Below are 13028 nucleotides of genomic sequence, written 5' to 3'. Positions count from 1 at the left end.
AAACCTTAAATCTTGTGTCCGCTTGCCCTGCGTGTAAACCATTGATCAGACGTCCTGAGGGACGCATCCATGAGGTTTACCATGCGCACCACTTCGACATTCATCTGCCAGGCCGCCGACCAGCTCAAGGGTTTTGTCGGCTTGAACCGCAAGACTGGCCAGTACATCGTGCGTTTCAGCGAAGACGCTTTCGGCATGGACGTGGCCGACGACGGCATCATCCCCACCTGCGAATTTGTCTGGGCCCCCGTGGCAGACGGCACCATGGCCCTCAAGCGCGAGCGGATCCAGTTGCTGCTGGACCAGCACATCGACGACCGGATCAACCTCACCGAACCCTTGCGGGTGTACATGGCCCGCAGTGATTTGCCAGAGATCGTGGCGGTGCGGCAGTTGGTGGAGGGCTGAAGCCCTCGATCTTGCGTTGAACAGAGATCCCGTGGGAGCCCACAAGGATTTTTGGAATGGCACGGTCCTGTGGCGAGGGAGCTTGCTCCCGCTGGGTCGCGCAGCGGCCCGCAAAAAAGCGATGAGCGCTGCGCACTCAAGCGGGAGCAAGCTCCCTCGCCACAAAAGCTTCCCTGCTATCACGCTACAGATTGATCAACGGTAAACCCTGTGACATTAGATTGGGCGTTGGAAGGCATAGTCGCGTTCGACCTTGCACACCCTCGTATGGCAATGGCTATACCAAGTGGAGCGGCCGCGCTCACGGATCGCGCAGTGTTCGGGATGCTGCTTCCAGGCCAGGATCGCGGCTTCATCGCTCCAATAGGACACGGTAATCCCGAGGCCATCTTCGCCACGCGCCGATTCGACACCGAGAAACCCCGGCTGCTCTCGAGCCAAGGCCAGCATGCGCTCGGCGGCTTCGGCGTATCCTTGGTTCCCCTCGGTGCGCAGGGAGGTGAAAATCACTGCGTAGTAGTGGGCGTTCATGGCGTTGTCCTGGCGCAGGCTTGGACAAACGCGCTGACCAGCGGCGGCACGCGCCCTTCCAATGCGGCACGTTCAGGCTGGAACAGCGTGGCGACGAAGAACGGATGGTCCTGCAGCTCCATCGCTCGCAGGCCGCCGGCCGAGTCTCGGGCCACGGGATGCAGGCGCTGATTGAGCAAGTCTTCTTCAAAGTTCGGGTTGACCCCGAAGCGGCAATGGTAGCCCTCGAATACCATCTGGCGACCATAAGCCTTGGCAATCAACGAGTCCGCATCGAGCTGAAGGCTATCGATGGTTTCGATCAAGGCACAGCTCAGCGGCGTCAACAGCGCGCGTTTAGCTTCGGGATCGGTTTCGCCATGGGCGGCATCGGCCCAACCCATCACATTGCGCGCGTATTCCAGCACGGCATGCTGAAAACCACCGCAGGTGCCGAGGAAAGGGCGACGCTGTTCGCGGGCAAAACGAATCGCTTGCACGGCGCCGTCTTCACTTCGGTAAGGACTGCCGGGCACGCACCAGACGCCGTTGAAGTCATTTAGAACGCTGTTGTCAGCGATGGAGTCGGTTGCCAACCATTGGAAGTGAATGTCTTGGCCGGTTTGTCTGGTGATGAGCTCAAGGGCGATGGGGATTGCCCGATGAGCCGTTATCTGGGGGGCATGGTCGCCGACCAGGGCGATGTGTAGAGGACGCTGTTTTTCCATGGGAGAGTCGCCGCTTGTTGATTCCTGGTCGCCACTATAGATTGGCGTTCACGCAATCAATATTGGCGTTTATACAAGTGATCAATGCAGCAGCGCACTATCGTCTGGACTATCCCGACCTGTCCCTGATCCTCGCACTGGTCCGTGGCGGCTCACTGGCCCGGGCCGCTCGATTGCTGCAGGTGGATGTGTCCACGGTGTTTCGTTCGGTACGTCGGCTGGAGGCGGCCCTGGGCCAGCCCTTGTTCGAAAAAAGCCGTTCCGGGTACTTGCCCATGAGCCTGGCCCAGGCGCTGGCCGAGCAAGCCGAGCGCGCCGAACAGGCCTTGGAGGCGGCGCGGGTGGGGGTGGAGCAGGGCGGCGAGGTCATCAGCGGGACGGTACGCTTGACGTGCAGCGACTCGGTCCTGCAAGCGTTGCTGCTGCCTGCGCTGGCGCGTTTCATGCCCGCGTATCCGGCGTTGACCCTTGAGCTGAGCACCTCGAACGACTTCGCCAACCTGAGCCGCCGCGATGCCGACATCGCGTTACGCCTGACCCGTACGCCGCCGGAACACCTGGTCGGTCGAAATCTGGGCGATGTGGCATACCGGGTATGCGCCAGCGCCACCTACCTGCGCTTGGCGAATACGGATGACCTGGCTTCCATGACCTGGATCGCGTCGGACGATTTTCTCCCGGATCACCCCACCGTAGCCTGGCGCCGCCAACATCTACCCGCCGTGGTGCCCGCCTATCGCTGCAACAGCATGCTCTCGGTCACCGAACTGGTGCGAGCCGGCTTGGGGGTGGCGGCGCTGCCAGACTTTCTGATCGATGAACACCAGGGCCTGATGCCCCTTGGCGAACCGCTGGAGGGGTATGACACCGCCCTGTGGCTCCTGACTCGCCCCGACTGCCGGGCCTTGCGCTCGGTGGTGAGCTTGTTCGATGAGCTGGGGCGCAATCTGCGCTGGCGCTGACTTTTAACGAGTAGGGTGTGCATGACTCAATGGATGATGGTCCCCCAACGATTATAGTGCCTCAAGCACCCGCCCTTGGCAGAGAACATCACGATGACGAAGTCTTCCCAACCCACTCCCGCCGCACCCGTTGACCACTTGCGTTTTCATCGCCCCCACGCGCATCTGGCGCCGACCTTCGGCAATGACCGCTTTGCGCTGAGAGCGGAGGCGTTCGCGCGTTTTTTCGGGACGCCGATGTTCCTCGGCGCGCAAACCTTGATCGTGTTGATATGGGTCAGCCTGAACCTGCTGGGGGTCTTTCATTTCGATGCTTACCCATTCATTTTGCTGAACCTGGCGTTCAGCCTGCAGTCAGCCTATGCCGCGCCGCTGATCTTGCTGGCACAAACCCGTCAGGCTGCTCGGGACAAAGCCCAGGCGGAAGCCGATGCCCAGCATCGTGAAGCCTTGGCCATCGCCAATAGCGAGCGCCAGGCCCAGGCCGCGCAGAATACGGCGCAGTTACTTGAGTTGTTGGAACAGAACACCCGCCTGACGGAAATGACCAAGGCATTGACCGAGCGCATCGACAACTTGACCACTGAAATGCACCAGAAGGTCGTGCACAACCCATCGGTGCAGTAGTCCTTCACGCCAGGACTTCTTGATCAAGCCTGGTAACGGCTCAGGAACATGTCGAGGGCCGATTCGATCACCTGGGCCTGCTCATCCTGGGTCAGGCTGGGTTGCCCCATCGAGACCTGCGGCCAGAAGGCGAACGTCTTGAGCAGCCCATGCATTTGCTGGGCGGCAAATGCCGGTTCCACGGGTTTCAACCGGCCATCGGCCTGGGCTTGGCGAATCCAGGCCGTCAGGCCTTCTTCCCGCTGGCCCATGCGCGACACCATGTCCCGGGCCCGCTCCGGGGAATGAATGGTTGCGGCGATGGCGATGCGCGCCAGGTCAAGGAAGTTCTCGTCCGCCAGCATGTGCAGTTTGGCTTGCAGCAACGTTTGCAGCTGCTCCCGTAGCGGCTTTCGCGGGCTGTAGGGCATGTCCTGTTCCGCGGTAATGCTGTTCCATAACCGATTCAGAATTTCGGCAAACAACTCTTCCTTGCTCGGAAAATGGTTATACACCGTGCGCTTCGATACGCCGGCAGTCGCCGCAATCTTGTCCATGCTGGTGATCTCGAAACCGCTGCTACGGAATTCAGCAATCGCGGCCTGGAGGATGGCTTCGCGTTTTCGCTCGGTAAGGCGCTGCGGTACGGTCATGGGCAATTCGTCGGTGAGATGAGAGAACTTACACTCGGCAGTTTACTTGCTGCCGGGATTCATGCAATCTAGAAAGTACACCGAGTGGTGTAGTTTTTTGAGTCAAGCGGCTGAGCGTGCATGCAACGGCCATCCAGCGTCCCACGACGGCGAAGCGCAATTGCGCCGACGCCCTTGGAGTTATCGCACCATGACCATTCCCTCTCTTTCGACCGACAATCCGTCCGCCCAAGACGCATCCCGGCGTGAACAGGGCAAGTATCGCAATCATGCCTTCACGCCTCGGGAAGGCTTTGGCACCACCCTGCGTATCATCTGGAACATGATCTTCCACAAGCCGCGCACCACTCGGCCTTCGGGCGCCATCGAGGTTCAACCGCTGTCGCGCGACACTCTGCTGGCCGCGCCGAATAACAGTGTCTGGCGCCTCGGCCATTCCACCGTGCTGCTCAAGCTGCGGGACAAGTTCTGGCTGACCGACCCGGTTTTCTCCGAACGTGCCTCACCCGTGCAATGGGTCGGTCCCAAGCGTTTTCATCAGCCACCCATCAGCCTGGAAGAACTGCCGCCGATCGAAGCAGTGATCCTTTCCCATGATCATTACGATCACCTCGACCATCAGGCCATTCTCAAACTGGCTGCCAAGACCCGCCACTTCCTGGCTCCCTTGGGCGTGGGCGACACCCTGATCAAATGGGGCATCGACGCCAGCAAGGTCCGTCAGTTGGACTGGTGGCAAGGCACCGAAGTGGACGGTATCGAGTTCATTGCCACGCCATCCCAGCATTTTTCCGGTCGCGGCCTGTTCGACAGCAACGGCACGTTATGGGCCTCGTGGGTGATGATCGACGCCGGTACCCGGATTTTCTTCAGCGGCGACACTGGTTATTTCGATGGTTTCAAACGCATCGGCGAGCAATACGGCCCCTTTGATCTGACGCTGATGGAAACTGGTGCCTATAACGTCGACTGGCCGCATGTCCACATGCAGCCGGAGCAAACCCTGCAAGCTCATATCGACCTCAGGGGCCGCTGGTTGCTGCCGATTCACAACGGCACATTCGACCTGGCGATGCATGCCTGGTATGAACCCTTCGATCGCATCCTGGCCCTGGCCTGGGAGCGAAACGTCAGCATCGCTACGCCGCAAATGGGCGAAGCATTCACCCTGACGCAGCCGAAACGTGGCCGCGCCTGGTGGCTGGATGTGGAGCCCTCGGCTTATCAGGACCAGCCCGACATGGCCTGACTCCCGACGCATCGATCATTCGATCATTGCGTAGTCTGGGCGCTCCATCGGATCCGGCGTGGCGCCCTTGATGTTCATGCCGCGCCCCGGTGCGAAGCCGGGGAAGAACACCAGGCCCTCGGCCTCCAGCCGAAAGGCCAGGGCCAGGCGGGTCACATCGAGCAACTCGCCCCCAGCCTCGAAGCGGCGGATGGCCTGGACCGAGACGCCGGATTGGCGGGACAGCTCCTCGACACTCCAGCCCAGCATGGCTCGCGCCTGTGCACTGTGAGCAGGGGTGAATTGATAGACAGCGATGCGTTGCAGGGTGGTTTTGATTGCGAGAGAGGCCATGGGGGGCTCCAAAGCTATGGGATAAAAAAGTACTGTGTTTTTGTACAGTTATTTTGAATCCCGATCAATCTCATTTTTTTGATCAATGGCCAGCGGTCTTTTCCAGCCAGGCACTCGGTGCGTGTCCCAGTACCCGGCGGAACATGGTGGAGAACGCGGCGGGGCTGTCGTAGCCCAGATCAAGGGCAATGCGGGTTACCGAATCGCCTACGGCCAATCGGGACAATGCCGACATCACACACGCCTGTTGCCGCCATTGGCTGAAACTTGCCCCAGTTTGCTGGCTGAACAGGCGATTGAACGAGCGCAAGCTGATATGTAGCTGCGCCGCCCATTGCACGGGCGAGACGTGGGCGTTGGGGTGTTTCAGAAAACCCTGGCACAGGCCTAGCAGGCGCGGGTCCTTGGGCAGTGGAAGGTGCAGCGGCAAATGCGCGCTGCGGGCCAGCTCGTGCAGCAACAGATCGATTAATGCACCGTCGCGTCCAGCCTCGTCATAGTCCGGGGCAAGTTCCACGGCTTCCATCAGCAACTGGCGCATCAGCGGCGACACGCTGATGACCTGGCAACGGGCGTCCATGGCCGTTACGGCGGCCGGTTCGATATACAAGCTTCGCGTGCTGACGCCCAGCATCAGCACCTCATGGGCAACCCCGGGCGGGATCCACACCGCCCGTTGCGGCGGCACCACCCAATTGCCGTCCGCGGTGCTGACCTGCATGACTCCGGTGGCGCCGTAGAGCAACTGCGCCCGCCGGTGGGTATGGCGCGGCAACCGATGACCGTCGGGGTAATCCGTGCCGATAGCCACTACTGGCCGTGGCGTGTCGTCCAGCAGGTCAATCGAAACATTGCGCATCGAGCGGTATCCAGCGATTGGCGTAAACACAAACATTATTGGCCTACTTGCTGAGGCAGGCCAAGCCCCATCGCTCTATCGTCGGCCTCTCTCAACTTACGGATGCTGCGCGATGTTCTACCTCTTGCTGGCACTCTTCGGTTGCATGACAGGCATCACTGCTGTGCTGTTCGGCTTCGGCGGTGGATTCGTCGTGGTGCCCTTGCTATACCGCATGCTCACCGCCAGCCACGGCGCTGACGACCCTATCGGCCAATCGGCGATGCATATTGCCGTGGCCACCTCGACCTGCGTGATGATAGTCAATGCGCTGATCGCCACCGCCAAGCATCACCGCGCCGGTAACCTCATTCGCCACTACGTGTGGCCGTTGGGCGGCTTCATCGGCCTGGGCGCTATCGTCGGAGCCGTTGCCGCGATGTGGGCGAGTAGCGAAGTCATTCGCTATGCCTTCATCGTTTATCTGGGCGTGACCATCCTGGACTGCTTGTTCAGACGCGGTTTTCTGACGCAGCCTGACGCTGTAGTCCCACGGCGATTGGGCAGGGCAGAGGTATCGGCAGGCGGAATCAGCATCGGCGTCATCGCCACTTTTCTGGGCGTGGGTGGCAGCGTCATGACCGTGCCGTTATTGCGTCGTTGCGGGCTGAACATGTCGCGCGCGACGTCCATGGCTAACCCGCTGAGTTTGCCGGTTGCGGTGGCCGGGACGTTGACTTACATGGCCATGGCCGGGTTTACCGAGTTTGATTTGGGGCCGTGGTTTGTTGGGTATGTGGATTTGCAGGCGTTTGCGGTTTTGACACTGGGCTCGTTAGTGGGGATTCGATTAGCTACGCCATGGATCGGGCGGATACCGGATCGATTTCACGCCGGGGTCTATATCGGATTGTTGATCGTCGTGATGTTGGGCATATCGGTGCGGTAAGTTGCTGCGTGGCATTGCTCAAAATTTTGTGGGAGAGGGTGGCATATCGATTCTATGAGGCTGATTCGTCATACTTCGCGCCACTCATTTCGTGAGCTGACGCTCGCTTTTTCCAGGAAGATTCCATGTTCAAAGGACTGTTGCTCCTCGCATCCAGCGCCGCGTGCCTGCTCGCGCTCTGTTCGACAGCCAGTGCCGATGGTGGTAGTGGCGTCTTTACCGGCACCTTGGGCAAGATGCCGATTGTGCTGGGACTCAACACTGCTCAAGAGGACGAGGTCATCGGTCGTTATTTCTATGAGAAATACCATCGTGACTTGGGATTGAGCGGCTCGCAGCAAGGAAAGACCCTGACGCTGGTCGAGGGCGGTACCCGTTACGACGACGGCCAATCGCTGCCAACCCTGACGCTGCAAAAAACGGCCAACGGCTGGCAGGGTGAATGGAAAAGTCTCAAGGGCAAAGTTCTGCCCGTACAGTTGACCGAGGCCAGGCTCCCGGCACCTGGGGCTGATCTTTCCCCCGTTATCGCCGAGCTGCAAAAAAGTGATCCTTATGAGTATCTCCGCCTGCAAGGCTTGAAACTCAAGCCGGGCAAGAAAGAATCTTTCATGGGGCATGACTTGCAATGGTGGACGGAGCCAGATTCCGGCATTTCTATGTTCAGCGTCGAGTCCGGCTACTCGAAAGACGAACTACAACGGGTCAATCGGCAATTGTTGGGACGGCTCTGGACCGAAGTCATCAGCTACCACGGCTGTCTGTTGCAGGGCGCGGATAATGCCGAGTTCGACCAAGGCGTTGCGCCCAAATTCCTATCGCCCGATGTGATCAGCCTGAACATTTCCACAAGTTACTACTGCGGCGGCGTGCATCCGGATTTTGGCAATTCGCCGCTCAATCTCGATGCTCACACCGGCCACAGTTTGTCGCTGGAAGATGTGCTCTGGGTTGGCACAGGCAAGCCAACGCTGTACGCCGGCCACAACGACATGGGTGATGCTCCGTTGACCGATGCAGAGAGCCAGGCGCGATACACTTACCAGCGCGAGGTATTCGCGCCATGGCTGATCAAGCAATTCACCACGCTGTACCCCGACGAGATGCTGAAGCCAACGGATGAAGACAGCTGCGACTACACCGATGAAGGCGTCTGGGGATATTCCAATTGGTACTTCACCGAAAAAGGTTTGTACCTGGGACCGTTCTTCGCCCGCGCGCAACGCGTTTGTGATGATCCTGGCTGGTCGGTGCTGCCATACGCAGTCGTAAAACAACACCCCGGTGCGGTCAAACTTCAATTGCCCGGGACTGGTGACTAACCCTCAGCCAACCCGGGTGCCTCCCGAATAACGAAGTGATCGAGGTTCTCGATACTGGCACTGAACACCCCGAACGTCTGTTCGGGGTTCTTCTTGCTCGGTACCTGTTTCAACTCCGGCGTCACGCCATAAAAGAAGCAATACAACGGCGCGTCACTGTCGACGGCATGCTTGATCTCTTCCAGGAACGCTTTGCGCTTGCGGTAGTTGTCGATCAACTTCTTGCTCAGGTAAACATTGACTGAGTAAGGCTTCTTCTTCGTCTCGTCCGGTTGCCTGAACCAGACCTTCTGTTCGAAATCGATGCGAAAGCTTTGCGTGTAATCCTTGATCTCCTTGATCTTGCCCCAGTAAATGAGCCCCTTGTTATCCAGCAGGTACTCGACCTTCTTGAAGAACGAGCCATAGGGCGCCGTGTGCTCGCCAATCTTCAGCATCATGCGCTTGAGCAGGTCCTTGTCCGCGAAGTTCGACACGAAGCACTCCACCGGATGGGCGAAGACATGGGTCTTGTCCGGTGCCGAGTCACGGCCCGGGTGCTCGTCATGCCTGGCGGCTGAAGGCACTCGCTCATCGCGCATCACGTCTGCAGTCGCCGTCGGGTTGGACGGCTTGCGCACATACTCACGTCGAGTCAGCAACAACTCCGAAGGGAAATGCTCCTCCCGCCCGTCATCCGATTCCGCACCATCCACTTCCAGGCCCGACGCCGATGCCTTCAGGCTGACATAAGGACAACCTTCGATATGCCGTGTGCTGGGGATGTTCTTGAAGTGCGGCGTGCGCACGTAATTCACATTCTTGGCGTTGAACGTCCCCAACACATTCGCCGCATCAAACGCCATTCGACAGGCATCGTTGGGGCACTGGAACTGTTCCTTCGCGGAATCGAACGCCACCGTCTCGTCGAAATTCAAATCGCGAACGTCATAGATCGACAGCTTGTCGTCGAGGCTGCGGCAGTAGGCGAGGTCGAATTTCATGGTGGGCTCGGGTCCTTGAGAGGAGAAGGGTATTAATAGCGGGAGGCGGGGTGGGTTGCACTGACTGTTTTCAGCTCAGAGCAAATTTGTAGCAATGCCCCGCCCATGGACAGCGCCCGAGACGTTATTGATATTCTTCCAGCTCAACACCGACCCTGTGGCGAGGGAGCTTGCTCCCGCTGGGCTGCGCAGCAGCCCCCAATTCCTATCACCAACAAAAAACCGTCGCTCGAACACAGACGGCAACGTCGCAATTACAACTCGCTTAACCACGCGCGTACGCATAACCGGAATTATATTGCCGGAAGTGGAGGCTTGAGCCACGACAATCGGCATTGTAGTTCCGACTATGTTGGACAAGCCTGCTCCTGAAGCGAGCGTTGCTACACTGCGAGGCATTGCGAAGGCCAAGGATGATGACAAGGGGGATCGAATGAGTGATGACGCAAAATCCGCAGGTACGCGTGCATGGCAGGGGGACAGGATGGTGTTCACAAAGGCCGATAAGCCTCATCTGGATCTGCTACCTCATGCCGATACGCCTCAGATGCGCAAGCCAGGTCGGTTGAAGGGGAAGATTCGGATGTCGGCGGATTTTGACTGCACCCCCGGGGACATCATCGAGAGTTTTAAGGGACGGTCGTGAGTTCGGAAGAGTTTTCCTGATCTGAGATTTCAGCAGGCACCTCAGCAATGCAGGTCTCGTCGAACTCCCGCATAGCGGCCGTGTCGATAGCGCCGATCTTCAGCAGCGCTTCAGCCGAGTTGTGAATCGATTCGAGAGCTTCACTTTTGTATTCTTCAGCCATGGCACATCTCCAAAAAATCTCGTTCTTGAGCAACTCAACGGGAGCCTGCTCGTGATCTTAAAAAAACACAGTAATGAGGCCTGCCGCTGAATTGTGGCGAGGGGATTTATCCCCGCTGGGCTGCGAAGCAGCCCCAACCCCCATTTCACCAACAAAGAACCGCCGCCCGAACACGAACGACGGCTTCAGATTGAGCTTCAAAACCCACGCAAAACCCGCGACGCCTTCCGCCACCAAGACTCATGCTGGCCAAACGGATCATCCACCAACACCGCCGGCATATCGCGCAAACGAATCCACGGCTCATCCTGCCAGTGCAGCATGCAGAGCGACATCTTCGGCCAATCCAACACGCTCAACGTAGGACGCTCCCCCTTATGTGAGTAGCGCTCATCCCGCAGCGTAGGCACCACCTGATGCGTGATCCACTCACGTAGCAACCGATACTCAGGGCAGTAGTGATAGACCAGCAACGCATAAACGCCCGACTCGCTCAGCATCAGACGCTCTTCGGTCAAGCCGTGGACATGCACGAGCATCATCCGGCGCTGGTCAGGGTCAAGCTTGCGGGTCATGCGCTCGTCGAGGTGCTTGCTCATCAAGCGTCCCAAGTCGGAGGCGCTGAACCAAGCCTGGTTTTCAACCAGAAGGGCGTGCAGATGAATATTGTGTCGAATAAATTGAGTAGGAATCAGGGGGTCAGACATGACAGATCTCCAGAAGCGGCTGTGCATGAGCTGACGAGCGGGTAGGGCTGGTTACCTTCATCTTGAAGGTCAGATTTACAGGCATATCCTTTACCTCTGGCTGCTTTCTTAGGGCATTCGTTATGGGTGCCGGGAGCTAAGAAACCCACCAGAGACGGGCCGGACATATTCCCCTTTCGGGTCTTGTATTCGCCCACTCCCGACATAACGGGGGATTTTCGCAGGCGTAGAGAAACCGCAGACGAAAAAAAGCCGCTGGCTGTCGGGTGCGGAGGACCGCTCTGGTTGAGGCGTTTCTTAGGCGCCGGATTGAGAGCCTAGAGGCTCAATGCCGCGGGGTCAACCCTTCAAAATCGGCCATGATAATTGAGTCTATCCTGGCCGTTCTAGAAGCCTACAAGTCCCGCACAGGGGGATTTTTTCGATTGGTAGCATGCCACCTCAAGAATCTTCAGCTAACGTAATCATCGGGTTCGCGCTGCGAGGATCGTATAGGCTCAAGATCAACCGCATCTGATTGGCGAAGGCGTTACATAGACTTTAACCATAACGGGACGTCTAACTTCAACCCGCATGGCAGGCCTTTATTATTTTGCGAGCGCCTTGGCTAGACTGATTGTTGTATGGGTTTAACAACCAAACAATCCGGCTACGCATCGAGTTCTGGCTTCAGATTCAAAGTCGGGTCAACAACGCGGCATCAGGGAGACCAACATGGAAAATAGACATGCTGTGACAGACCTTGAATCCACAGATACTCCAGCAACAGCCACTTCGGAAAAGGGCCCTGAAGCAACTTGGTATAAAACGCTGCAAATCCATTTGGGCAGCAACCCGGGCACCATCATTTTTGCTACCCTCTTTTTCTTCGCATTCGCCGGCCTGATCTGGAGTCTCACCAGCACCTTAAGTGGTGGCAGTGAAAGCGAGGAGGGACTTAATCGATTGATCGCCTTGCTCGGGGCGCTGCTGGGATGGGGTGTCGGGGTGCTCTTCGCACCACTCTCGAAAGCAGAAAAAGAGCAGTTCCAGGGGATTGCGAAGGTGGTGTCAGCCTTTGTCGCTGGTTATCTGTTATCGAAGGTCGAGGTGTTCATCAAGCTGACCCTGTTTCCGGAGGGGACTTTCCCAGCTATGAACTGGATTCGGGTCGGAATTTTCCTGTCCACGTTCTTGCTGGGCGCCCTGATTGTATTCATTCACCGGCTTTATGCTTTCCGTAAATAACCATCGTTAACTGTTTCGTATAGGCGTAGATAATTAATTCATCCTCCGAGGGGATCGTCATGACAATCGCAGATGTGCTGGTTCATGCAGCCCGTTCCGAACTGAAGAACTGGACCACAAACGAACTTGTCGAGTGTGTCTATAACGCATCCGGGAAACCGAGCGCTCAGGGGGAGCAGCAAGGCTCCGATACAGTCGCCAAGTATTGGAGCGATGGCTTGGGGGACAGCAGTCGTAATGGTTGCAGCAGTTATGCATGGTCTGCAGCCTTCATTTGCTGGTGCTTGAGGCAGGCCGATATCAGATTGGAGCAGTTTCCCTTCCATGGAGCTCATCATGCCTACATCCGTTGGGCGATCAACAATGCGAAGAGCGCTAAACAAGGCAAGCTTTACTACGGCCGCCGGATTGATGCATATATGCCAAAGCCCGGGGATTTGATTGCGCAATGGCGAAAGAAAGATAAAGACGATCCAGATCCGGATATTTCCTTTGATAGTCAGCCAGATGAGTTCTATGCGTCGCATTGCGACATCGTGACCAGAACGACCGCTGACCGGGTCTTTGCTATTGGAGGCAACGTGTCCAACAGAGTGCGGGAAAGTTCCTTCGACCTGTTCCAAGGACTGTTGAAGCCCAAGAAGGAGCTGATCTGCATCATGGAGCTCACTGAACTTCCATAGACGTCGTTGTGTTGCCGTCGGGGCATTTTTCACCCACATGCCTGAATCTCATCGACCCAGT

The 13028-nt window shown here is 57.8% G+C and carries 16 protein-coding genes; 8 read left to right on the top strand and 8 right to left on the bottom strand.

Features of this window, described 5'->3' with window-relative positions; all coding sequences use genetic code 11:
• Positions 1-81: 81 nt before the first annotated feature.
• Positions 82-408, top strand: a complete 327-nt coding sequence (locus tag BM300_RS06230) for a DUF2025 family protein (RefSeq protein WP_063324689.1) — start codon at positions 82-84, stop codon at positions 406-408.
• 216 nt (positions 409-624) lie between these two features.
• Here the strand turns inward: BM300_RS06230 and BM300_RS06225 are convergent, their stop codons facing one another.
• Together BM300_RS06225 and BM300_RS06220 are read right to left on the bottom strand one after the other, a co-directional pair.
• On the bottom strand, positions 625-939 hold the full coding sequence (locus BM300_RS06225) for an antibiotic biosynthesis monooxygenase family protein (RefSeq protein ID WP_092145209.1): 315 nt from the start codon (positions 937-939) through the stop codon (positions 625-627).
• Positions 936-1646, bottom strand: coding sequence for a CTP synthase C-terminal region-related (seleno)protein (locus BM300_RS06220; RefSeq protein ID WP_092462348.1), 711 nt, complete (start codon positions 1644-1646; stop codon positions 936-938). Before BM300_RS06220 ends, BM300_RS06225 begins: the two co-directional genes overlap by 4 nt.
• A 14-nt stretch (positions 1647-1660) precedes the next feature.
• Here BM300_RS06220 and BM300_RS06215 point away from each other — a divergent pair, with 14 nt between their 5' ends.
• Together BM300_RS06215 and BM300_RS06210 are read left to right on the top strand one after the other, a co-directional pair.
• The gene (locus tag BM300_RS06215; protein WP_092462345.1) at positions 1661-2608 is read left to right on the top strand and encodes a LysR family transcriptional regulator; all 948 of its coding nucleotides are present in this window, start codon (positions 1661-1663) and stop codon (positions 2606-2608) included.
• 93 nt (positions 2609-2701) lie between these two features.
• Positions 2702-3235, top strand: coding sequence for a DUF1003 domain-containing protein (locus tag BM300_RS06210; RefSeq protein WP_092145215.1), 534 nt, complete (start codon positions 2702-2704; stop codon positions 3233-3235).
• Between the two features lie 23 nt (positions 3236-3258).
• Here BM300_RS06210 and BM300_RS06205 read toward each other — a convergent pair whose 3' ends face one another.
• The gene (locus tag BM300_RS06205) at positions 3259-3867 is read right to left on the bottom strand and encodes a TetR/AcrR family transcriptional regulator (protein ID WP_072348224.1); all 609 of its coding nucleotides are present in this window, start codon (positions 3865-3867) and stop codon (positions 3259-3261) included.
• A gap of 190 nt (positions 3868-4057) precedes the next feature.
• Between BM300_RS06205 and BM300_RS06200 the strand changes: the two genes are divergently transcribed.
• Positions 4058-5116, top strand: coding sequence for an MBL fold metallo-hydrolase (locus BM300_RS06200; protein ID WP_092223542.1), 1059 nt, complete (start codon positions 4058-4060; stop codon positions 5114-5116).
• A 15-nt stretch (positions 5117-5131) separates the two neighbouring features.
• On the opposite strand, the gene BM300_RS06195 is transcribed toward BM300_RS06200, so the two are convergent.
• Positions 5132-5449, bottom strand: a complete 318-nt coding sequence (locus tag BM300_RS06195) for a helix-turn-helix domain-containing protein (RefSeq protein WP_063324696.1) — start codon at positions 5447-5449, stop codon at positions 5132-5134.
• Between the two features lie 82 nt (positions 5450-5531).
• On the bottom strand, positions 5532-6308 hold the full coding sequence (locus BM300_RS06190; RefSeq protein WP_092145221.1) for an AraC family transcriptional regulator: 777 nt from the start codon (positions 6306-6308) through the stop codon (positions 5532-5534).
• Between the two features lie 112 nt (positions 6309-6420).
• On the opposite strand from BM300_RS06190, the gene BM300_RS06185 reads away from it, so the two are divergent.
• Together BM300_RS06185 and BM300_RS06180 are read left to right on the top strand one after the other, a co-directional pair.
• A complete protein-coding gene (locus BM300_RS06185; RefSeq protein WP_092345617.1) occupies positions 6421-7236 on the top strand; it encodes a sulfite exporter TauE/SafE family protein in 816 nt (271 codons plus the stop codon).
• Positions 7237-7361: 125 nt separating this feature from the next.
• Positions 7362-8558 carry a DUF3298 domain-containing protein gene (locus tag BM300_RS06180; protein WP_092462343.1) on the top strand — a complete coding sequence of 399 codons (1197 nt, stop codon included), beginning with the start codon at positions 7362-7364 and terminating at the stop codon, positions 8556-8558.
• On the opposite strand, the gene BM300_RS06175 is transcribed toward BM300_RS06180, so the two are convergent.
• The 3 genes from BM300_RS06175 to BM300_RS06160 all read right to left on the bottom strand — a co-directional run bounded on the left by BM300_RS06175 (position 8555) and on the right by BM300_RS06160 (position 11057).
• Positions 8555-9541, bottom strand: coding sequence for a hypothetical protein (locus tag BM300_RS06175; RefSeq protein WP_092223547.1), 987 nt, complete (start codon positions 9539-9541; stop codon positions 8555-8557). The two genes, BM300_RS06180 and BM300_RS06175, sit on opposite strands and share 4 nt — an antisense overlap.
• A 629-nt stretch (positions 9542-10170) precedes the next feature.
• Entirely contained in the window at positions 10171-10350 is a 180-nt protein-coding gene (locus tag BM300_RS06165) for a DNA-binding protein (protein ID WP_092462341.1), read from the bottom strand.
• A gap of 197 nt (positions 10351-10547) precedes the next feature.
• Positions 10548-11057 (bottom strand): BRO-N domain-containing protein, encoded by a 510-nt coding sequence (locus BM300_RS06160; RefSeq protein ID WP_092462339.1) that lies wholly within the window; start codon positions 11055-11057, stop codon positions 10548-10550.
• Between the two features lie 714 nt (positions 11058-11771).
• Here BM300_RS06160 and BM300_RS06155 point away from each other — a divergent pair.
• Together BM300_RS06155 and BM300_RS06150 are read left to right on the top strand one after the other, a co-directional pair.
• On the top strand, positions 11772-12284 hold the full coding sequence (locus tag BM300_RS06155) for a hypothetical protein (RefSeq protein ID WP_092462337.1): 513 nt from the start codon (positions 11772-11774) through the stop codon (positions 12282-12284).
• Between the two features lie 59 nt (positions 12285-12343).
• Positions 12344-12967, top strand: a complete 624-nt coding sequence (locus BM300_RS06150; RefSeq protein ID WP_092462335.1) for a DUF2272 domain-containing protein — start codon at positions 12344-12346, stop codon at positions 12965-12967.
• Positions 12968-13028 lie beyond the last annotated feature (61 nt).

Source organism: Pseudomonas sp. NFACC46-3 (assembly GCF_900114515.1).
Lineage (GTDB): Bacteria > Pseudomonadota > Gammaproteobacteria > Pseudomonadales > Pseudomonadaceae > Aquipseudomonas > Aquipseudomonas fluorescens_Q.
This window is presented reverse-complemented; position numbering and strand designations above follow the sequence as displayed.

Excerpts from the sequence above, each read along its gene's own strand:
- BM300_RS06220 (WP_092462348.1), bottom strand. The coding sequence starts at position 1,646 with ATGGAAAAACAGCGTCCTCTACACATCGCCCTGGTCGGCGACCATGCC.
- BM300_RS06205 (WP_072348224.1), bottom strand. The coding sequence starts at position 3,867 with ATGACCGTACCGCAGCGCCTTACCGAGCGAAAACGCGAAGCCATCCTC.
- BM300_RS06195 (WP_063324696.1), bottom strand. The coding sequence starts at position 5,449 with ATGGCCTCTCTCGCAATCAAAACCACCCTGCAACGCATCGCTGTCTAT.
- BM300_RS06175 (WP_092223547.1), bottom strand. The coding sequence starts at position 9,541 with ATGAAATTCGACCTCGCCTACTGCCGCAGCCTCGACGACAAGCTGTCG.
- BM300_RS06155 (WP_092462337.1), top strand. The coding sequence starts at position 11,772 with ATGGAAAATAGACATGCTGTGACAGACCTTGAATCCACAGATACTCCA.
- BM300_RS06230 (WP_063324689.1), top strand. The coding sequence starts at position 82 with ATGCGCACCACTTCGACATTCATCTGCCAGGCCGCCGACCAGCTCAAG.
- BM300_RS06225 (WP_092145209.1), bottom strand. The coding sequence starts at position 939 with ATGAACGCCCACTACTACGCAGTGATTTTCACCTCCCTGCGCACCGAG.
- BM300_RS06165 (WP_092462341.1), bottom strand. The coding sequence starts at position 10,350 with ATGGCTGAAGAATACAAAAGTGAAGCTCTCGAATCGATTCACAACTCG.
- BM300_RS06160 (WP_092462339.1), bottom strand. The coding sequence starts at position 11,057 with ATGTCTGACCCCCTGATTCCTACTCAATTTATTCGACACAATATTCAT.
- BM300_RS06150 (WP_092462335.1), top strand. The coding sequence starts at position 12,344 with ATGACAATCGCAGATGTGCTGGTTCATGCAGCCCGTTCCGAACTGAAG.
- BM300_RS06180 (WP_092462343.1), top strand. The coding sequence starts at position 7,362 with ATGTTCAAAGGACTGTTGCTCCTCGCATCCAGCGCCGCGTGCCTGCTC.
- BM300_RS06190 (WP_092145221.1), bottom strand. The coding sequence starts at position 6,308 with ATGCGCAATGTTTCGATTGACCTGCTGGACGACACGCCACGGCCAGTA.
- BM300_RS06185 (WP_092345617.1), top strand. The coding sequence starts at position 6,421 with ATGTTCTACCTCTTGCTGGCACTCTTCGGTTGCATGACAGGCATCACT.
- BM300_RS06200 (WP_092223542.1), top strand. The coding sequence starts at position 4,058 with ATGACCATTCCCTCTCTTTCGACCGACAATCCGTCCGCCCAAGACGCA.
- BM300_RS06210 (WP_092145215.1), top strand. The coding sequence starts at position 2,702 with ATGACGAAGTCTTCCCAACCCACTCCCGCCGCACCCGTTGACCACTTG.